Consider the following 21008-nt stretch of genomic DNA (forward strand, 5'->3'; position numbering starts at 1 on the left):
ACATTTCACTGTGCTTATTCTTCTAACCTAACGTCTAATCCTAAACCTTTAAGTTCATGCATTAATACGTTAAATGATTCTGGTAAACCTGGTTCTGGCATTGCTTCTCCTTTAACAATAGATTCGTAAGTTTTAGCTCTACCTAATACGTCATCAGACTTTACAGTTAAGATCTCTCTTAAGATACTTGATGCACCATATGCTTCAAGTGCCCATACCTCCATTTCTCCGAAACGCTGACCTCCAAACTGTGCTTTACCTCCTAATGGTTGTTGTGTAATTAATGAGTAAGGACCAATAGAACGCGCGTGCATCTTATCTTCAATCATGTGTCCTAACTTAATCATATAAATTACCCCAACAGTTGCAGGTTGATCAAAACGTTTACCTGTTCCTCCATCATATAAGTAAGTATGTCCATATCTTGGAATTCCAGCCTCATCTGTTAATGCATTAATCTCATCGATATTTGCACCATCAAAAATTGGCGTTGCATACTTCTGGTCTAATTTTTGACCTGCCCATCCAAGAACAGTTTCATAAATCTGACCAATGTTCATACGAGAAGGTACCCCTAATGGGTTTAATACGATATCTACTGGTGTACCATCTTCTAAGAATGGCATATCTTCTGCACGTACTATCTTGGCAACGATACCCTTGTTTCCGTGACGACCTGCCATCTTATCTCCTACTTTTAATTTACGTTTCTTAGCAATGTAAATTTTAGCAAGCTTTAAGATTCCAGCTGGTAATTCATCTCCTACAGAAATAGTAAACTTCTCACGACGTAACATACCTTGTAAGTCGTTTACTTTAATCTTATAGTTGTGAATTAATTCACCAACCATTTTGTTTAACTCTTTGTCTGTTGTCCAGTTACCACTTAAGTGTGTATAATCGTCAACAGAGTTTAACATCTTTTGAGTAAATTTCTTACCTTTTGGTAATACTTCTTCTCCTAAGTCGTTAAATATTCCTTGAGAAGTTTTTCCGTTTACTAAGAAGAATAATTTCTCGATTAAACGATCTTTTAATCCTTCAAATTTAGATGTATAAGAAGCTTCTAAAGTAGCAATTGCTTCCTTATCTCTAGCTCTCTTATTCTTATCTTTTACAGCACGTCTAAATAACTTCTTATCAATTACTACTCCTCTTAATGATGGTGAAGCTTTTAAAGATGCATCTTTTACATCTCCTGCTTTATCACCAAAAATAGCACGTAATAATTTTTCTTCTGGTGTTGGATCAGATTCTCCTTTTGGCGTAATCTTACCAATTAAGATATCACCAGGCTTAACCTCTGCTCCAATACGAATCATTCCGTTCTCATCTAAGTCTTTTGTAGCCTCTTCTGATACGTTAGGAATATCATTCGTTAACTCTTCTGCACCTAATTTCGTGTCACGAACATCTAATGAATATTCGTCAATGTGAATAGATGTGAAAATATCTTCTCTTACAACTCTTTCAGAAATTACAATTGCATCCTCGAAGTTATATCCTTTCCAAGGCATAAAGGCTACTTTCATATTTCTTCCTAAAGCTAATTCTCCTTTTTGTGTAGCATATCCTTCACAAAGTACTTGACCTTCTTCAACTCTATCTCCAACTCTTACAATTGGCTTTAAGTTAATGTTAGTACCCTGGTTAGTCTTTCTAAACTTAATTAAGTCGTATGATTTATCATCAGTATCAAAGCTTACTAAACGCTCATCATCTGTTCTATCATACTTAATTGTAATTTTATTAGCATCTACATATTCTACAACTCCTGCTCCTTCAGCATTAATTAAAATACGAGAATCTTTAGCTACTCTACGCTCTAATCCAGTTCCAACAATCGGCGATTCAGGTCTTAATAATGGCACTGCCTGACGCATCATGTTAGATCCCATTAACGCACGGTTTGCATCATCATGTTCTAAGAACGGAATTAATGATGCAGAAATAGAAGCGATTTGGTTAGGAGCAACGTCCATATAGTTAATTGCTTCTGGAGTTTCCACAGGGAAATCTCCTTCTTCACGAGCAATTACTCTATCTGTTCCAAAACTTCCATCATCGTTAATTGGTAAGTTAGATTGCGCAATCTTCATTCCTTCTTCCTCTTCAGCAGATAAATAAATCGGCTCTTCTGGAGCAACTACTCCATTATCTACCTTCTTATACGGAGTTTCAATGAATCCCATATTATTTACCTTAGCAAATACTGCTAAAGAAGAGATAAGACCAATGTTCGGTCCTTCAGGTGTTTCAATCGGACATAAGCGACCATAGTGTGTATAGTGAACATCACGAACCTCGAAACCTGCTCTTTCTCTTGATAAACCACCAGGTCCTAATGCCGATAAACGACGCTTGTGCGTAATCTCTGCTAATGGATTTGTTTGATCCATAAACTGAGATAACTGGTTAGTACCAAAGAATGAATTAATTACTGACGATAAGGTCTTAGCGTTAATTAAGTCAATTGGTGTAAATACCTCGTTATCACGAACATTCATTCTTTCACGAATTGTACGTGCCATACGAGCTAAACCAACTCCAAACTGACCTGCTAATTGCTCACCTACAGTTCTAACACGACGATTAGATAAGTGATCGATATCATCTACTTCAGCCTTTGAATTGATTAACTCAATTAAATACTTAATGATCGTAATGATATCGTTTTTAGTTAATACCTTTTGATCTAAATCTTCATTTAGATTCAATTTAGTATTCATTCTAAAACGTCCTACTTCTCCTAAACTATAACGTTGCTCTGAGAAGAATAGCTTCTCAATAATACCACGTGCAGTTTCCTCATCTGGCGGTTCAGCATTACGTAATTGTCTATATACGTGCTCTACTGCCTCTTTCTCTGAGTTTGTAGGATCTTTTTGTAATGTATTATGAATGATGGCATAATCTGCTTGCAAGTTATCTTCTTTATGTAATAAGATAGTCTTAGCTCCAGCTTCGATTATTTCCTCAATATGTTCCTTTTCTAAAATAGTATCACGGTCGAAGATGATTTCGTTACGTTCAATAGAAACTACTTCTCCTGTATCTTCATCTACGAAATCTTCGTGCCACGTTTTTAATACTCTCGCAGCTAATTTACGCCCTAATACTTTTTTTAATCCAGCTTTTGAAACTTTAATTTCTTCAGCTAAATCAAAAATTTCTAAAATATCTTTATCTCTTTCAAAACCTATGGCTCTGAATAACGTTGTTACTGGTAATTTTTTCTTTCTATCAATGTAGGCATACATTACCTGATTGATATCGGTAGCAAATTCAATCCATGAACCTTTAAAAGGAATAACTCTAGCAGAGTATAACTTGGTTCCGTTTGCGTGGAATGATTGCCCGAAGAATACACCTGGTGAACGGTGTAATTGAGATACAACAACTCTTTCTGCACCATTAATAATGAAGGTACCCGAGTTTGTCATATATGGAATTGTACCTAAGTACACATCTTGAACAATAGTTTCGAAGTCTTCGTGTTCAGGATCGGTACAGTACAATTTTAAACGAGCTTTTAATGGTACACTATACGTTAATCCACGCTCGATACATTCTTGAATGCTATATCTAGGTGGATCTACAAAATAGTCTAAAAACTCTAATACAAATTGGTTACGTGTATCGGTAATTGGAAAGTTATCCATGAAGGTTTTATACAACCCTTCTTCACCTCGCTCTTCCGCTTTTGTTTGTAACTGGAAAAAGTCTTGGAAAGATTTTACCTGAATATCTAAGAAATCAGGATAATCAGCTCCTAAACGAGAAGATGCAAAGTTAATTCTTTCAGTAGTGTTTATCGTTGCCAAAAGAGATACTATTTTTAAATTAAAAATATTTTTTTTGAAACCTACAGGTTCAATATTGCAATTTTAATTGCTATTACTGATTAAAAATCAGTGCCTTATAATCGATTTACAGTTTCTTTGTAAGATACTATAAAATAACGAACGAATATATACACAAAATGGTTTAGGCCTAGAAACCTAAGTTTCTAGTACCTAAACCTTTATTGTTTTTTCCCGATGTTAAACTCGGGATAGTGAGCTTACTTTAATTCTACTTCTGCTCCTGCCTCTTCTAAAGACTTCTTTAATCCTTCAGCTTCGTCTTTAGATACAGCTTCCTTTACTGGTGCTGGTGCGCTATCAACGATTGCTTTAGCTTCTTTTAATCCTAATCCAGTTAATTCTTTAACTAACTTTACAACTGCTAATTTAGATCCTCCAGCTGCTTTTAAGATTACGTCGAATTCAGTCTTTTCTTCAGCTGCATCACCACCACCTGCTGCTGGTCCTGCTACTGCTACAGCTGCTGCTGCAGGCTCAATTCCATACTCATCTTTTAAAATATCTGCTAATTCATTAACTTCTTTTACTGTTAAGTTAACTAATTGTTCTGCGAAATCTTTTAAATCTGCCATTTTGATTTGTTTTTAAAAATTTTTATTATTTAGTTTATTAGTGCGCTTAATTATTTTTCCGATAAGGTCTTTAAGATACCTGATAACTTACCTCCACCTGATTGAAGAGCTGAAACAACATTCTTCGCAGGAGATTGTAATAATGTAATGATATCTCCAATAAGTTCTTCACGAGACTTGATGTTAACAAGAGCGTCTAATTGGTCATCTCCAACATAAACTGCCTCTTCTACATAAGCTCCTTTTAATAAAGGCTTATCAGACTTCTTACGGAATTCTTTAATTACTTTAGCAGGAGCATTTCCAGCCTCAGCAATCATTAATGATGTATTACCTTTTAATACTTCTGGTAACTCACCAAAATCTTTATCAGAAGCTTCCATTGCTTTCTCTAACAATGTATTCTTCACAACAGCCAATTGTACGTTTGCTTTAAAACAAGCTCTACGTAAGTTAGATGTAGTTGTTGCATCTAACCCAGAAATATCTGCTAAATAGATAGTATTAGTATCTGCTAATTGTGCTGTTAAATCTTGAATTACTTGTGATTTTTCTTCTCTAGTCATAATTGAAAAGTTTTAACTGCCTTACGATACAGATTTTACATCTATTGCAACACTTGGACTCATAGTAGAAGACATGAAAATACTTTTAATATAAGTTCCTTTTGCTGCAGTTGGCTTTAATTTAATAAGTGTTTGTAATAACTCATTTGCATTATCTTCAATCTTATTTGCATCAAATGACGCTTTTCCGATTGCTGCATGCACGATACCAGTTTTATCAACTTTAAAGTCGATTTTACCAGCCTTTACTTCAGTTACTGCTTTTGCAACGTCCATAGTTACCGTACCTGTCTTTGGGTTAGGCATTAAACCACGAGGACCTAATACACGTCCTAAAGGACCTAATTTACCCATTACAGACGGCATAGTAATAATAACGTCTACATCTGTCCAACCTCCTTTAATTTTCTGAAGGTATTCATCTAATCCAACATAATCAGCACCTGCTTCTTTAGCTTCTGCTTCTTTATCTGGAGTAACTAATGCTAAAACTTTTACATCTTTACCAGTTCCGTGAGGTAATGTTACAACTCCACGTACCATTTGATTTGCTTTACGTGGATCTACTCCTAAACGTACTGCTAAATCTACCGATGCATCAAATTTTACATTTGTAATTTCTTTGATTAAAGCTGATGCCTCTGTTAAATTGTAAACTTTAGAGCTATCAATTTTAGCACGAGCTTCTTTTTGTTTTTTAGTCAATTTTGCCATGTTCTAAATTGCTTTTAAGTTTACTCTGCAGGAGCATCACCTGTTACTGTTAATCCCATAGAGCGTGCTGTACCAGCGATCATTCTCATTGCAGATTCTACTTTGAAGGCATTCATATCTACCATCTTATCTTCTGCAATTCCACGAATTTGATCCCAAGTAACGCTTGCTACTTTCTTTCTGTTTGGTTCTCCAGAACCTTTCTTAATTTTGGCCGCTTCTAGTAATTGTACTGCAGCTGGTGGTGTTTTTACAACAAACTCGAAAGATTTGTCTGTATAAACAGTAATAACAACTGGTAAAACTTTACCTTGTTTGTCCTGTGTACGAGCATTAAATTGCTTACAGAACTCCATGATGTTAACACCGGCAGCACCTAAAGCGGGTCCAACTGGTGGCGACGGATTCGCAGCACCTCCCCTAACTTGTAGTTTAACTAATTTACTTACTTCTTTTGCCATTGTTTAAAATTTAATAATGTATTTAAAATTGGAAGCTAAAAACACATTTTCTATGGTGTAACAATTAAATTTTCTCTACTTGCATGTAGTTTAACTCTAAAGGTGTCTTTCTACCAAAAATCTTCACCATTACCTCTAGCTTACGTTTCTCTTCATTTACCTTTTCAATGATACCATCAAATCCATTGAATGGCCCATCGATTACTTTAATAGTTTCTCCTACTGCGTAAGGTATTACTACATTTTCGTCTTTTACAGAAAGTTCATCTACTTTACCTAACATTCGATTCACTTCTGCTTTACGCATTGGTACAGGATCACCTCCTTTTGTTTCTCCTAAAAACCCAATAACTCCTGTTACTGCTTTTATTACGTGAGGAACCTCTCCAGCTAAATTAGCTTCTACCATTACGTAACCTGGAAAATAAACACGTTCTCTGTTTATCTTTTTCCCGTTTCTAATTTGAATAACTTTTTCGGTTGGAACAATTACTTGATTCACAAAGTCCGACAAACCATGACGCGCAATTTCTGTCTCAATATAAGTTTTAACTTTATTCTCCTGACCACCAATTGCTCTAACTACATACCACTTCATTACCGAATCAGCCATCATTAAAACATTTTAAAGAAATTATCTAATCCAGTTTGAAAAACTTTATCGATAGCAGCCACTGCCAATGCAAAAACAATTGTAAATGCAGCTACAACCACTGTAGACTTTTGCGCCTCTTCACGAGAAATCCAAGTCATATTAGTATTTAATTCCTCAAAAGAATCCTTGATGTATTGTATAAAGTTATTCATGTTTTTATCCTTTTAACGAGTTGCAGTAAAACAACCACAACTCGCTTTGATTTGCACGGGTTGAGAGACTCGAACTCCCGACACCTGGTTTTGGAGACCAGTGCTCTACCAACTGAGCTAAACCCGTATTTCATTTGAAAGGAGTCTCTCTTTTAAAGAGACTCCTTATAATTTATATTAAACTATAATTAGTCTAAAATTTCAGTTACCTGACCAGCTCCTACTGTTCTACCTCCTTCACGGATAGCGAACTGTAAACCAACGTTTAATGCGATTGGTTGGATTAAGTCTACAGTGATTGTTAAGTTATCACCAGGCATTACCATTTCAACTCCATCAGGTAAACCAATGTTACCAGTTACGTCAGTTGTACGTACGTAGAACTGTGGACGGTAGTTGTTGTGGAATGGAGTGTGACGTCCACCTTCTTCTTTCTTTAAGATATACACCTCAGCTTTAAACTTAGCGTGTGGAGTAATAGAACCTGGCTTACAGATTACCATTCCTCTCTTAATTTGAGTTTTCTCAATACCTCTTAATAAGATACCAGCGTTATCTCCAGCCTCACCTCTATCTAAGATTTGACGGAACATCTCAATTCCAGTTACAGTAGAAGTTAATTTCTCATCTCCCATACCGATAATCTCTACAGGATCTCCAGAGTTGATGATACCAGTTTCGATACGTCCAGTTGCTACTGTACCACGACCAGTAATAGAGAATACATCTTCGATTGGCATTAAGAAATCTTTTTCAGTGTCTCTTGGTGGCTCTTCAATCCAAGTATCAACAGCTTCCATTAATTCTAAAACTGTATCTACCCACTTTTGCTCTCCATTTAAAGCACCTAAAGCAGAACCCATTACAACAGGACCATTATCTCCATCATATTCATAGAAAGATAATAATTCTCTTACTTCCATTTCTACTAACTCTAATAACTCCTCATCGTCAACCATATCAACTTTGTTTAAGAAAACAACGATACGTGGAATTCCAACCTGACGACCTAATAAGATGTGCTCACGAGTTTGTGGCATTGGACCATCTGTAGCAGCTACTACTAAGATAGCACCATCCATTTGCGCAGCTCCAGTTACCATGTTCTTTACATAATCCGCGTGACCAGGACAGTCAACGTGTGCATAGTGACGGTTAGATGTTGCATACTCTACGTGAGAAGAGTTAATTGTAATACCTCTCTCCTTTTCCTCAGGAGCGTTATCAATTTGATCGAAATCTCTTTGCTCAGAAAACCCTGCGTCAGCTAATACTTTAGTAATAGCAGCAGTTAATGTAGTCTTACCGTGATCTACGTGACCGATAGTACCAACGTTTAAGTGTGGCTTCGAACGATCATAAGTTGCTTTTGCCATGATTATTAATTTTAATTCTTAGTTAAATATATTTAGTGTTACTTTAAAACTCGTTGTTTAATAAACTCTAAAAATAGAGCCAACAACGGGATTTGAACCCGTGACCTCATCCCTACCAAGGATGCGCTCTACCAACTGAGCTATGTCGGCAACAAATTTAGAGCGGGAGACCGGGTTCGAACCGGCGACATTCAGCTTGGAAGGCTGACGCTCTACCAACTGAGCTACTCCCGCAATAAAATTTCTAAGATTTTGTGGGGAGAGCAGGATTCGAACCTGCGAAGTCGAAAGACAACGGAGTTACAGTCCGTCCCATTTGGCCGCTCTGGAATCTCCCCTATAAAATCTTATAATATTTTAATGAACTTTTGTCTTCTTAGAGCCGATAGAGGGACTCGAACCCACGACCTGCTGATTACAAATCAGCTGCTCTAGCCAGCTGAGCTATATCGGCTATTGCCATAAAAAAACAATCCGCTATTTCTAACGGACTGCAAATGTAAAAAGTTATTTCGAATTTCTAAAACTTTTTTTAAATATTTTTTCATGTTTTTAGGATACTAAAGAATCTTTCAATTTCTCTTTAGATTTTCTTAACTGTCTTTTTAACGATTCTACCGCTACGCTAACCCCTTCTTCGAAGGTTTTATATTGTTTTTTTACAATAAGTTCATTTCCCGGAATATTAATTTTAACCTCCGTTATTTTATTTTCTTTCTCACTAGTTTTTTGCACTTTTAAAAATACTTCTGCATCTACAATCTTATCATGAAATTTTTCTAGACCTCCAATCTTCTTTTCAATGTAGTCTAATAATTTTTGATCTGCGGTGAAGTTAATTGATTGTGTGAATACCTTCATAATTTTACAATTTTTAGGTCGACTCTCTAGGATGAGCCTTGTTATACACTTTTTTAATTTGCTCCAAGCTACTATGTGTGTAAACTTGAGTTGAGGCTAAACTTGAATGCCCTAGTAATTCTTTAACCGTGTTTAGAGATGCTCCACTGTTCAATAAATGAGTCGCGAATGTATGTCGCAACATGTGCGGACTTTTTTTTACCTTCGTTGAAGCCCTACTAAAGTACGAATTTATTATTCTGTAAACAAGAGTTTCATAGAGTTTATTTCCTCTTTCTGTAACTAGCAACTCTTCTGTATCGGTATCTATTTGTCTTTTAAGCTTTAAGTACTTCTGAAGTGTTTCTATAACCAAATCTAATAACACCACATATCGCTCTTTATTTCTTTTTCCGTAAACCTTAAGTGTCTTATCATTAAAGTTTATATCACCTTCTTTAATTTGAATTAACTCTGCTCTTCGAATCCCTGTAGTATACAACAACTCTACTATCAATTTATTCCTTACTCCTACAAATTCATCTTCTTGAGCAATCTCTTCAAAAACCTTTAATACTTCTTCTTCTGAAAAAGGTAACTGTACTTTTTCTTGTACTTTTAATGACTTATGACTCGCCAATGGATTCACCTCTATTTCTCCTATTTTCAGTAAAAACTTATAAAAAGACTTTAATGAACTCACCTTTCTATTAATAGATCTATTGGTAATATTTAAATTTACCAATGATACAATCCAGTTTCTAATTTGATTATAGTGTAGTTCTTCTATATTTTCTTGTTCAAACTCTTCGACACTAAACTTCTGAAACGCTAATAAATCGGCTTCATATGCTTTTACAGTATGAATCGAATATTTTTTTTCTAATTGTAAGTAATCTATAAAAGAATCAATCAACATAGATTTAAGTGTTTTTTTTCAAAAATAAAGTTTTAAAAACAAAAAACCTGTATTGAAACAATACAGGTTTTATTCTTTATAAGGTTATTTGATTAACCTAATTCTTCTTGAGTTCTTAATCTTTGAACGTAAGATGCTTTAATTTTTTGAGCTCTTTTCGCTACAGAAGGCTTTGTAAACTGCTTTCTACCACGTAATTCTCTCATGATCTTAACGTTAGAATATTTACGTTTATAACGTTTTAATGCTCTATCGATATTCTCTCCTTCTTTTACCGGAATGATTAACATGTGTTTGCACCTCCTTTCACTGTAGTCTTATATCTTTATGTAACTATAAGTTACTAGTTGTTTTAATTTTCGGACTGCAAAGATACAGAGAGTTTTCGAATTAGCAAGATTTAGTTGAAATTATTTTGGCGCCCAAACAGAATAACTTTTCGGCGGTACTTGTATTTTCACCCAACGTCCACCTTGAGTTACAGGCTCCCAATTAGAATGCCCTGTATAATCCTTAATACGTGTATTAGACCAATTCGTTTCTACCCAACGCTCTTGCCAGTGATCGGCATTATTTATATATACCACTAAACCTGCATTGTTATTCCCATTTCTTTTCGCTACATACTCATCATTATCTGTATATAATATATTGGTACTTCCTCCTGCTAAGTTGTTATGTATCCATATTAAATTATTTAATCTCTCCTTATTCAACCATTCTTCATAATCTCTGTAAAAAATTGTAGGATATCCTTCATGTGTTAATATATAAGCATAGGCTAACATTTTACCATGGTATATTTCATTTGTATCATGGTTTGTTACAAAAGTTACCGCTCTCATAGCACTTCTTTTCCATAACATATCATCATTTAATCTATTTAAGTTATTCCCATCAAATGCATCTTTCATTCTATAGTAACAAGCAAAGTCAAAAGCACTCGCTTCAGCCTGACCAGACCACCAATCTAATGTACCTGCATTTCCATCCCAATATTCTCCTACGGTAAATCCACCTACTTCATTTTTCCAATCTTTCACTACCCATGGTTCAAAACCTTTTACATAATCGAAACGCCATCCATCAAACCCTATTACATTTTTATAATACTTTGCTACAGACTCTGAGTTCTTCCATAATTCATTCTGAACTCTTACCTGGTGGTGGCATAAATCCGGGAATCCTCCAAATACTCCTGTATCACTTGCATGATTATGGTTAGGATGAAAATCATTATAATCTCTTGTAAACTTTCCTGAAAGTGGTGTAAACTTCGTCCAATAATTCTGATTACTCACTGGATTAAACTCACTAGCTCCTCCACTATTATGATTAATTACTATATCTGCAATTACACTTAGTTGTGCATTATGCGCTTCAGTAATTAACCCTTTTAACTCGTCTTCTGATCCAAAGCGAGTTTCTACACTCCCCATTTGGTTATATTTTCCGAAATCAAAATAATCAAACGGGTCATATCCCATAGACAATGCTCCATTTTGTGCTTTTGTAGCGGGAGGTAGCCAAATGGCATCAATACCTGCATCACTCCAATCTTGTACCTTACCTTTTACAGTATCCCACCAAGTACCTCCAGCAGGAACATCCCAATAAAAGGCCTGCATCATAACTCCAGAACCTATTGGTTTTAATCCTGCTCTTGCAGATTGAACATTGTTTTTCTCTTTTGCTGATTCTACTTTTAACTGTTCTTCTATTTGGTTCTCATTCGAACAACTTAAAAAAACAGCTACCATTGGTAAGACATACCAACTCTTTTTTAGAAGGGATCTCATCTTTATTTGTTTTAAAATTTCTTGAAATTAACAAGAGAAAACGAAACCACGAAATCGATATAGAGACGAAATCGTTTTCGTGTTGAAAACTTATTAATATTTCAACAACAATCAACTAAAAAAATGCAATTCACAAAAAAACCACTCAATTATTGAGTGGTTTTTACTTTATATAATTTCTTAAAAAATTAAGTAGCTGGTTTATATTCTTTCTTGTCGATTACCATTTTTGCGATGCAGAAACGCATTTTCGCAAAAGCTAATCAAGAAAGCTTAGGTAGCTGGCTTGTACTCTTTCTTGTCGATTACCATTTTTGCGATGCGGAAACGTATTTTCGCAAAAAGCTAATCCAGAAAGCTTAAGTAGCTGGCTTATATTCTTTCTTGTCGATTACCATTTTTGCGATAATTTCTTTCAGGATTTCAGAAGTTCCTCCACCAATAGGTCCTAATCGGCTATCACGTAACAATCGAGCCATTGGATATTCTTCCATATATCCATAACCTCCTAATAACTGCAATGCATCATAAATTACCTCATCTGCCATTTTAGTAGAAAGTAATTTACTCATACTTGCTTCTTTTACTACATATTGTCCGTCATTTAAACGTTTTGTAATAGAATAGTTGTATTCTCTACACATATCTACTCTACTTGCCATTTCAGCAACTTTATGACGTAAAGCTTGGAATTTATCTAATGTCTTGCCAAAAGCCTCTCTTTCACTCATATATTGCAACACGTAGTCTACCGCATATTCAGCTCTAGCATGAGCATTTACTCCCATAACTAATCTTTCTAATGCAAAGTGTTGCATGATATATGGAAAGCCTTTTCCTTCTTCTCCCATTAAATTTTCTGCTGGGATTTCAACATTGTCAAATGCAATCTCCGCAGTATCTGAAGCTCTCCAACCTAATTTATCCAATTTTGTTGAAGAAATTCCAGGAGTATCTCTATCAACAATAAAAATACTCATCCCTCTATGTTTATCTTCTGGGTTTGTTTTAGCTGCTACCACTAAATAATCTGAATATACTCCGTTAGTGATAAAAGTTTTAGAACCATTAAGTACGTATGTATCTCCTTTATTAATCGCGGTAGTTCGCATACCTGCCACATCACTTCCTCCAAAAGGCTCTGTAATACATAAACAACCTATTTTTTCTCCTTCGATACTTGGTACTAAGTATTCTTTTTTTATTCTTTCATCTCCTTCCTTATTCACATGAGTCATTGCTAAATATGCATGAGCCCACATGTTAGCGGCAAAACCACCAGAATTAATTTTTTGTAATTCCTCTAAGAAGATTACGGTATAGAATAAATCTAAATTTAATCCTCCATATTCCTCTGGCTGATTTAATCCGAAATACCCCATTTCTCCAAACTTCTTCCAAATGAAACGCTCTACAGTTCCATCTTTTTCCCACTTTTCAATATGTGGAACTACTTCTTTCTGCAAAAAATCTCTAAAACTATCACGAAAAGCTTCATGCTCCTCCGTAAAGTACATATTATTCATCGGTTTGTTTTGAATTTGTTGTTGTTTGTTATTTGGCTTCCAAATATAAGATTATTCTGTTGTATTTTTCTAATGGAAAATCTTTAATATTTCTTAATTCTGAGATATCTTGAAGTTCAGCAACCTCATCTCGATACTCAAAAATCATTTTACATAGTTCGTAATCTATTTCAGGAATTCTTAAAACTTCTTTAAATGTAGCTGTGTTAATATTGATTTTTTTAATCGCTTCAACCTCCTTGGCTTCTTCTATAACAACTACTCTTTCTAATCTTTTTATATCTTTTGACGCTGTCCTCTTCTTTTCTCTTTGTAAACGCTTATTCTTCTTTATAACCCAATCTGGAAACTTAAAATAAGGGACAATTACAGCTAATAGACTATCCGAAATTTTTGTCACTATCTGAAATTCCTTTGCAGAGTTTACATATTGATTCTTCTTTCTAAATGCATGTAGCCTATCAATTTCTTCTAAAGACATACCTAACTTATATCCTTTGAAATCTGAAATAAAGTTTGGATTAAAAGGATATATCTTAGGTTTTCTTCGTTCAATCTCTAGTAATTTTAAACTATCAATTTCCTCACGAAAAGCGAGAAGTTCTTCTGATTCTTCTATCATATCATTTACCGTGCTATTAGCAGTATACCAATAACCGCATTGTAATATGACTACAATTAAAAGCAAAAAGAAAATCCCATTTCTTTGGCGTTTGTTATACCAGAAATGGGATTTAAATATTTTCATGTTATCTTTCCTTAGCTTTTTATAGCCTCAAGATAACGTTTTAATTGCTTTTTAACAACTGGCATTAAGAAATACAATCCAATCATATTAGGGAATACCATTGCAAAAATCATTGCATCTGAGAATGCCCAAATAGAATTCATACTTGCTGCTGCTCCAATTACAACAAAAGTTAAAAATAATAGCTTATAAGTTAAATCTGCTTTTTTGCCTCTACCGAATAAGAATTTCCAAGATTGTAATCCGTAATAAGACCAAGAAATCATTGTAGAAACCGCAAACAATACTACCGCAATTGTTAAGAACACATTTGAATAAGGAATGTACTGTGCAAATGCTTTTGATGTAATTCCTGCTCCTTCATACGCTACACCATCAATAAATACAGACCCTGATCCGTCTCCTCCATATTCAAATGCTCCTCCGAAGTTAAAAATGATAATTACTAAAGCTGTCATAGTACAAATTAATACTGTATCAATAAAAGGCTCTAATAATGCTACTAAACCTTCAGAAGCTGAATATTTTGTTTTTACAGCAGAGTGTGCAATAGAAGCTGAACCTGCTCCTGCTTCGTTAGAAAACGCCGCTCTTTTAAATCCAACTAATAATACTCCTATAATTCCTCCAACTCCAATTGCAGTTGGATTAAATGCTTCACTAATAATTAATCCGATAGCATCATCAACTAGAGAGAAATTAGCTCCCAAAATATAAATACATGCTAATAAGTACATCAATGCCATAAATGGAACCACCTTTTCAGTTACCGTAGCAATCCTTTTGATACCTCCAATAATGATAATTCCAACTACTATTGCTAAGACAACACCAATCATTGCTCCAGCTCCAGCACTTTCTAAGCCTAACAATTCTTTAATTACAATAGTTGCTTGGTTAGACTGTGCAGCATTACCACCTCCAAAAGATCCTCCAATACAGAAAATCGCAAAAAACACTGCTGCAATTTTACCTAACATTTCAAATCCTCTTTCTTTTAATCCTTTAGATAAGTAGTACATTGGCCCTCCGTACACAGTTCCATCTTCTCCCACATCTCTATACTGAACTCCTAAAGTACATTCAACAAATTTTGTTGACATACCTAATAAACCACAAACAATCATCCAAAAAGTTGCTCCTGGCCCTCCTAAAGCAATTGCTAAAGCAACTCCTGCAATGTTCCCGTTTCCTACGGTTCCTGAAACTGCTGTTGCCAATGCTTGGAAGTGAGATACTTCTCCTTCTTGACTTTCATCTCTAATTGTTTCTATTGAATCTCCACCCGGAGTAACATCTCCATAAGCTGGTTCAACTACTGCATGATCTACGTCATCATACTTTCCTCTTACTACATTTATAGCTGTAAAAAAGTGACGTACATTAGGAAACCCGAAGTATATGGTAAAAAAAGCGGCACTCGCTACTAATAAAATTAATACGAATGGAGTTCCGAAAACTGGAAAGAAAATCACATTACTAAAGAAATCTGAAATCGGTTTAAATGCTTCATCAATTTGTTGATCTAAACCTTTTTCTTGCGCGAAGGTTAACATCGGTGCTATTAAAAATAACAACGTTAGAAGTCTTTTCTTCATGATATTTGTGTTAGTTTTTTGAATTAGTAGCCCGCAATATCTTAAAAAAATGCACTTTCGACAAGTTTTCGTTGTTAAATATAAATTTTAGTCCAACTTTTCTTTAAATCTTTGTAAATCTTCTTTAAATGTTTTTGGATGTAAATCCAACACCTCGTTTGTTTTGGTTAGATCAAACCCCGTTTTTGCTGGTCTTTTAGCTCTTTGACTTAATATCTTAGAAGAAATTGGTTTTAGCAAACTTTTGTCTAAACCAAAGGTTTCTGCTATCTGTTCTGCAATCTCAAATACACTTAATAGCTGGTTTGACGAGACATTAAAAATACCTGTTGTCTTTTTATCTAAAACTAATTTACACGCCAATGCTAAATCCTCTACATAGGTTGGCATTCGATATTGATCATCAACTATAGTAAGTTCTTTTCCTTCTTCCAAGGAACTTTTAACCCATAATACAATATTACTTCGAGACATATCATATACCTTTCCGTAGACTAAAATGGTTCTGAGAATTGTATAATCTATACTTGAAACTGTTAAAACTTCTTCAGATTTCAATTTAGAAACTCCATAATGACTTAGCGGATTGGTTACATCTGTTTCTTTATAGGGACCATTTTCTCCATCAAAAATAAAATCGGTAGATAAATGAATTAAGTGTGTACTATATTTTTTAGAGTGTTCTTTTAAGTATTTAACAACTTCAATATTCAGTTTATCACAGGCTTCTTTGTTATCCTCGCAAAAATCAACGTTCGTCATTGCTGCCGTATTTACAATCACATCAGGTTTAAATCTGTGTAACTCTGACAACAACTTTTCTTTTTCAGTAATATCTATAGAAATGTATTCAAAATCATCTCTTCCACTTCGGTTTTCGCCTCTTGAGACTCCTATTACCTCATACTTACCTTTCTCTTGCAATAGTAGATTCACCAAGGTTTGTCCCAACAAACCATTGCTTCCTGTAATAAGTACTTTTTTCATTAAAATAACTCTCTTAATTTCATGATTTGCTCAGGACGGCCAAGCACAATTAAATTTGATCCTGCTTCTAGCTTCAATGATGCTTCAGGATTTATGATATATTCTTTTTCTGGTGTTCTATATCCAATAACTGTACATCCAGTCTTTTTTCGCAGGTCTAAATCTAAAATAGTCCTATCTACATATTTAGAAGGTAAATCATCAATAGCCACTTCTTCTAAATTTGCGGTAGTATCTCCTTCAATAGTTAATCTATCTACAAACTCAATTACATCTGGAGTTATTACTAAAGTAGCCATATGTGCTCCACCTAATTTATCAGGCATAATTACATTATCTGCTCCAGCGATTTTCAATTTACTATAAGAAGTTTCTTTAGATGCTCTACTTATTATTTTACACTTTTTATTTAATTGGTTTGCTGTTAATACTACAAATAAGTTATCAGCATCTGATGGCAATGCTGTAATTAAATAATTTGCATTTAATATACCTGCTTTTATTAAAGTTTCGTCTGTAGTAGCATCACCTTCAATATTTAATATCCCTTCAGCATCTAGCCTTTTTATAAGCTCTTTATCCTTTTCAACTACTACAAAATCTTTCTTATAGCTTTTCAATTTTGCAATTGCCTGTCTACCATTTCTACCATAACCACAAACAATGGTATGTCCGTTTAACTTGTCTATCATCCTTTGCACTTTTTTTATTTTTAATTGCTGAAAAAACTGACCACTTATTAAGTATTCTGAAAATGACGATACCGCATATCCGAAGATAAATAGACTAGATAATATTAAGCCTATTGTAAAAACCTTTTCTCCTGTTCCGAACGGATGTACTTCACCAAAACCAATTGTTGTAATAGTGATAACCGTCATATAAAGTGCATCAATAAATGAATAATCAAATAATAATGCATATCCAGAAACCCCAATTAGTAAAACTAATGAAGAAAAGAAAATAGCTTTATATAATCTTGATTGAAAAACTTTATTCATTATAAATCAAAAACAGAAGTTCTTTTGGTATAAATCATATCTTTTAATCGTAACAAAAAGGCCAATGTTAAATACAACCCAAAAGATAAGCCTACAGTTACAAACGATATATAAATAAAAAACAAACGCACATTGGTAGCTCTCATCCCTAATCGATCTGCAAATCGTGATGACACATTGAATCCATTGCGTTCAAAAAAATGACGAACTGATTGAATAAAATTCATAAATAATCCTCCTTTTAAATGCAAGATACTATTTTTGATTGAGTTCTTTATATCTTCTATAAAAATACATTTGGTTTTGGTAACTTTGCATCTTTCTGTAAAATACTGGCCTTGAAAGAACAAGAATATATTGAAGTTTACGGAGCACGCGCTCATAACTTAAAAAACATAGATATTAAGATTCCTCGTGAGAAACTGGTTGTAATTACTGGTTTAAGCGGAAGCGGAAAATCTTCTTTGGCATTTGACACCATTTATGCCGAAGGACAACGTCGTTATATTGAAACTTTTTCTGCATATGCACGTCAATTTTTAGGTGGATTAGAACGTCCAGATGTCGATAAAATTGATGGACTTTCACCTGTAATATCTATTGAACAAAAGACAACCAACAAGAGTCCTCGTTCAACAGTGGGAACCATTACCGAAATATATGACTTCTTACGTCTTTTATATTCTCGAGCTTCAGACGCCTACTCATATAACACAGGAGAAAAAATGGTGAGTTATTCTGACGAACAAATCAAAGATTTAATTTTAAAAGATTTTGATGGAAAACGTATTGCTGTTTTAGCTCCATTGATTAAATCGAGAAAAGGGCATTATCGTGAACTTTTCGAACAAATTTCTAAACAAGGTTTTTTACGTGTTCGTGTTGATGGAGAGATTCGAGAGATTGAAAAAGGCATGAAACTAGATCGTTATAAAACCCACGATATCGAAGTAGTTATTGATCGACTAGTTGTAAATGATTCCGCAGAAAAAAGATTAGAAGAAACCATTAAAACAGCACTATATACTGGTGATAATATTTTAATGGTAATTGATGTTGATGATGAAAAACCACGTTATTTCAGTAGAGAGTTGATGTGCCCAACTACTGGAATCGCCTATCCAAATCCAGAACCTAATACTTTTTCATTCAACTCTCCAAAAGGAGCTTGTAGCACTTGCAATGGATTAGGTATTACCAATGAAGTAAACTTTAAAAAGATTATTCCTGACGAAAGTATTTCTATTAAAAAAGGAGGAATCATTCCTTTAGGAGAACAAAAGAATAGTTGGATTTTCAAACAACTGCAAACCATTGCAGATAGACATAATTTTAAATTAACAGATCCTATTAGTAAAATTTCTAAAGAAGCCATGGATATTATTTTACATGGTGGTAAGGAAAAATTTTCTATAGAATCTAAAAATTTAGGGGTTACTCGCAACTATGAAATAGACTTTGAAGGAATTATAGCCTTTATAGAAAGTCAATATAAAAATTCCGATAGTTCTTCTATTAAAAGATGGGCTAAAGGTTTTATGGATGAAGTTTCTTGTAGTACTTGTGAAGGAAATCGTTTAAAGAAAGAAGCACTACATTTTAAAATCATTGATAAAAACATCAGTGAATTAGCTAAAATGGATGTTACCGAATTGGCTAGTTGGTTTGAAAATATTGAGCAACACCTTTCTGAAAAGCAATTAAAAATAGCTTCAGAAATCTTAAAAGAAATCCGAACGCGAATTCAATTTTTATTAGACGTTGGTTTGGATTATTTAACCCTCGATAGAACTTCTAAATCTTTATCTGGTGGTGAAGCCCAACGTATTCGTTTAGCAACACAAATTGGTTCTCAGCTAGTAGGAGTTTTATATATTTTAGATGAACCTAGTATCGGTTTACACCAAAGAGATAATCAAAAATTAATAGATTCTTTAATCAAACTTCGAGATGTTGGAAATTCTGTTTTAGTAGTAGAACATGATGAAGACATGATTAAACATGCCGATTTTGTTTTAGATATTGGTCCGGGTGCAGGTAGACATGGTGGAGAAATTGTAAGTGAAGGTAATTTTGAAGAATTAAAAAATCACGATACACTTACAGCTGATTATCTTTCAAAAAGAAAAGAAATCGAAGTTCCTAAGGAACGTAGAGAAGGTAATGGAAATGTGATTAAGCTTTCTGGCGCATCTGGAAATAACTTGAAAAATGTTTCTGTTGAATTTCCTTTAGGTAAAATGATTTGTGTAACAGGAGTTTCTGGTAGTGGAAAGTCTACCTTAATTAATGAAACCCTCTACCCTATCTTAAATGCGCATATATATAGAGGTGTTAAAAAACCAATGCCTTATAAAAAAATTGAAGGTTTAGAACATATTGATAAAGTCATTGACATAGATCAATCTCCTATTGGACGTACGCCTCGATCTAACCCGGCTACCTATACAGGAGTATTTAGTGAAATTAGAAGTTTGTTTGCAAAAACTCCGGAAGCGGCTATTCGTGGTTATAAACCAGGAAGGTTTAGTTTTAATGTAAAAGGAGGACGTTGTGAAACTTGTCAAGGAGGTGGAGTTCGTGTGATTGAAATGAACTTTTTACCAGATGTACATGTAGAGTGTGAAACTTGTCAAGGGAAACGTTTTAATAGAGAAACTTTAGAAATTCGTTATAAAGGAAAATCTATTTCGGATGTGTTAAACATGACCATTAATGAAGCTACTGAATTTTTTGAGCATATTCCAAAAATTTACAGAAAACTAAAGACTATTAAAGATGTTGGACTAGGATACATTACTCTTGGACAACAATCTACGACGCTTTCTGGTGGCGAAGCACAACGTATTAAACTAGCATCTGAACTATCAAAAAAAGATACTGGTAATACTTTCTATATTTTAGATGAACCTACTACAGGATTACATTTTGAAGATATTAGAGTATTAATGGAGGTATTAAATAAGTTAGCTGATAAAGGAAATACAGTGCTTATTATTGAACATAATTTAGATGTAATCAAACTAGCAGACTATATTATTGATGTAGGTATGGAAGGTGGTAAAGGTGGTGGTAAAATTTTAACCAAAGGTACCCCTGAACAAGTTGCCAAACATAAAACGAGCTACACTGCCAAGTTTTTAAAAAGAGAACTAGGCAAGTAACCATAAAAAGAAAAGAGGTTTTACAAAAAGTAAAACCTCTTTTTTTATCTTAAAACTAGAAATA

Annotated in this window: 19 protein-coding genes and 5 tRNA genes; 1 reads left to right on the forward strand and 23 read right to left on the reverse strand. The window is 34.2% G+C overall.

The window, feature by feature from the left end:
• Window positions 1-14 precede the first annotated feature (14 nt).
• The 23 genes from rpoB to Q0873_RS10940 form a co-directional block, all read right to left on the reverse strand.
• Window positions 15-3824 carry a DNA-directed RNA polymerase subunit beta gene (gene rpoB / locus Q0873_RS10830; RefSeq protein ID WP_299107043.1) on the reverse strand — a complete coding sequence of 1270 codons (3810 nt, stop codon included), beginning with the start codon at window positions 3822-3824 and terminating at the stop codon, window positions 15-17.
• 239 nt (window positions 3825-4063) lie between these two features.
• Window positions 4064-4438 carry a 50S ribosomal protein L7/L12 gene (rplL, locus tag Q0873_RS10835; protein ID WP_299107044.1) on the reverse strand — a complete coding sequence of 125 codons (375 nt, stop codon included), beginning with the start codon at window positions 4436-4438 and terminating at the stop codon, window positions 4064-4066.
• Window positions 4439-4488: 50 nt separating this feature from the next.
• Complete coding sequence (rplJ, locus tag Q0873_RS10840) at window positions 4489-5004, reverse strand: 50S ribosomal protein L10 (protein WP_299107046.1); 516 nt, start codon at window positions 5002-5004, stop codon at window positions 4489-4491.
• A 21-nt stretch (window positions 5005-5025) separates the two neighbouring features.
• The gene (rplA, locus tag Q0873_RS10845; RefSeq protein ID WP_299107048.1) at window positions 5026-5718 is read right to left on the reverse strand and encodes a 50S ribosomal protein L1; all 693 of its coding nucleotides are present in this window, start codon (window positions 5716-5718) and stop codon (window positions 5026-5028) included.
• Window positions 5719-5738: 20 nt separating this feature from the next.
• Window positions 5739-6179, reverse strand: a complete 441-nt coding sequence (gene rplK, locus Q0873_RS10850; protein ID WP_086030475.1) for a 50S ribosomal protein L11 — start codon at window positions 6177-6179, stop codon at window positions 5739-5741.
• A gap of 64 nt (window positions 6180-6243) precedes the next feature.
• On the reverse strand, window positions 6244-6792 hold the full coding sequence (nusG, locus tag Q0873_RS10855) for a transcription termination/antitermination protein NusG (RefSeq protein ID WP_299107835.1): 549 nt from the start codon (window positions 6790-6792) through the stop codon (window positions 6244-6246).
• Between the two features lie 2 nt (window positions 6793-6794).
• Window positions 6795-6986, reverse strand: coding sequence for a preprotein translocase subunit SecE (secE, locus tag Q0873_RS10860; protein WP_299107051.1), 192 nt, complete (start codon window positions 6984-6986; stop codon window positions 6795-6797).
• 54 nt (window positions 6987-7040) lie between these two features.
• Window positions 7041-7113 (reverse strand) — tRNA-Trp (locus Q0873_RS10865).
• 61 nt (window positions 7114-7174) lie between these two features.
• Window positions 7175-8362 carry an elongation factor Tu gene (gene tuf / locus Q0873_RS10870; protein ID WP_299107054.1) on the reverse strand — a complete coding sequence of 396 codons (1188 nt, stop codon included), beginning with the start codon at window positions 8360-8362 and terminating at the stop codon, window positions 7175-7177.
• Window positions 8363-8439: 77 nt separating this feature from the next.
• A tRNA-Thr gene (locus tag Q0873_RS10875) sits at window positions 8440-8512 on the reverse strand.
• An 11-nt stretch (window positions 8513-8523) separates the two neighbouring features.
• Window positions 8524-8596, reverse strand: a tRNA-Gly gene (locus Q0873_RS10880).
• Between the two features lie 21 nt (window positions 8597-8617).
• A tRNA-Tyr gene (locus Q0873_RS10885) sits at window positions 8618-8700 on the reverse strand.
• Window positions 8701-8742: 42 nt separating this feature from the next.
• A tRNA-Thr gene (locus Q0873_RS10890) sits at window positions 8743-8816 on the reverse strand.
• A gap of 98 nt (window positions 8817-8914) precedes the next feature.
• Window positions 8915-9223: a ribosome-associated translation inhibitor RaiA gene (raiA, locus tag Q0873_RS10895; protein WP_299107056.1), complete on the reverse strand. Its 309-nt coding sequence runs from the start codon at window positions 9221-9223 to the stop codon at window positions 8915-8917.
• A gap of 13 nt (window positions 9224-9236) precedes the next feature.
• Window positions 9237-10121: a tyrosine-type recombinase/integrase gene (locus Q0873_RS10900; RefSeq protein ID WP_299107058.1), complete on the reverse strand. Its 885-nt coding sequence runs from the start codon at window positions 10119-10121 to the stop codon at window positions 9237-9239.
• A gap of 92 nt (window positions 10122-10213) precedes the next feature.
• Entirely contained in the window at window positions 10214-10411 is a 198-nt protein-coding gene (gene rpsU / locus Q0873_RS10905; protein WP_299107060.1) for a 30S ribosomal protein S21, read from the reverse strand.
• A 120-nt stretch (window positions 10412-10531) separates the two neighbouring features.
• The gene (locus Q0873_RS10910) at window positions 10532-11920 is read right to left on the reverse strand and encodes an alpha-amylase (protein WP_299107062.1); all 1389 of its coding nucleotides are present in this window, start codon (window positions 11918-11920) and stop codon (window positions 10532-10534) included.
• 359 nt (window positions 11921-12279) lie between these two features.
• Window positions 12280-13446: an acyl-CoA dehydrogenase family protein gene (locus tag Q0873_RS10915; RefSeq protein ID WP_299107064.1), complete on the reverse strand. Its 1167-nt coding sequence runs from the start codon at window positions 13444-13446 to the stop codon at window positions 12280-12282.
• A gap of 28 nt (window positions 13447-13474) precedes the next feature.
• On the reverse strand, window positions 13475-14194 hold the full coding sequence (locus Q0873_RS10920) for a helix-hairpin-helix domain-containing protein (RefSeq protein ID WP_299107067.1): 720 nt from the start codon (window positions 14192-14194) through the stop codon (window positions 13475-13477).
• An 11-nt stretch (window positions 14195-14205) separates the two neighbouring features.
• Window positions 14206-15792 (reverse strand): alanine/glycine:cation symporter family protein, encoded by a 1587-nt coding sequence (locus Q0873_RS10925; protein ID WP_299107069.1) that lies wholly within the window; start codon window positions 15790-15792, stop codon window positions 14206-14208.
• Window positions 15793-15879: 87 nt separating this feature from the next.
• Complete coding sequence (locus Q0873_RS10930) at window positions 15880-16779, reverse strand: SDR family oxidoreductase (RefSeq protein ID WP_299107071.1); 900 nt, start codon at window positions 16777-16779, stop codon at window positions 15880-15882.
• Window positions 16779-17780 (reverse strand): potassium channel protein, encoded by a 1002-nt coding sequence (locus Q0873_RS10935; protein ID WP_299107074.1) that lies wholly within the window; start codon window positions 17778-17780, stop codon window positions 16779-16781. The genes Q0873_RS10930 and Q0873_RS10935 overlap by 1 nt, the downstream gene beginning before the upstream one ends.
• Window positions 17780-18007 carry a PspC domain-containing protein gene (locus Q0873_RS10940; protein ID WP_299107076.1) on the reverse strand — a complete coding sequence of 76 codons (228 nt, stop codon included), beginning with the start codon at window positions 18005-18007 and terminating at the stop codon, window positions 17780-17782. The genes Q0873_RS10935 and Q0873_RS10940 overlap by 1 nt, the downstream gene beginning before the upstream one ends.
• A 111-nt stretch (window positions 18008-18118) precedes the next feature.
• Here Q0873_RS10940 and uvrA point away from each other — a divergent pair, with 111 nt between their 5' ends.
• A complete protein-coding gene (gene uvrA / locus Q0873_RS10945; protein ID WP_299107079.1) occupies window positions 18119-20944 on the forward strand; it encodes an excinuclease ABC subunit UvrA in 2826 nt (941 codons plus the stop codon).
• Window positions 20945-21008 lie beyond the last annotated feature (64 nt).

This window comes from uncultured Tenacibaculum sp., assembly GCF_947498805.1.
Taxonomy (GTDB): domain Bacteria; phylum Bacteroidota; class Bacteroidia; order Flavobacteriales; family Flavobacteriaceae; genus Polaribacter.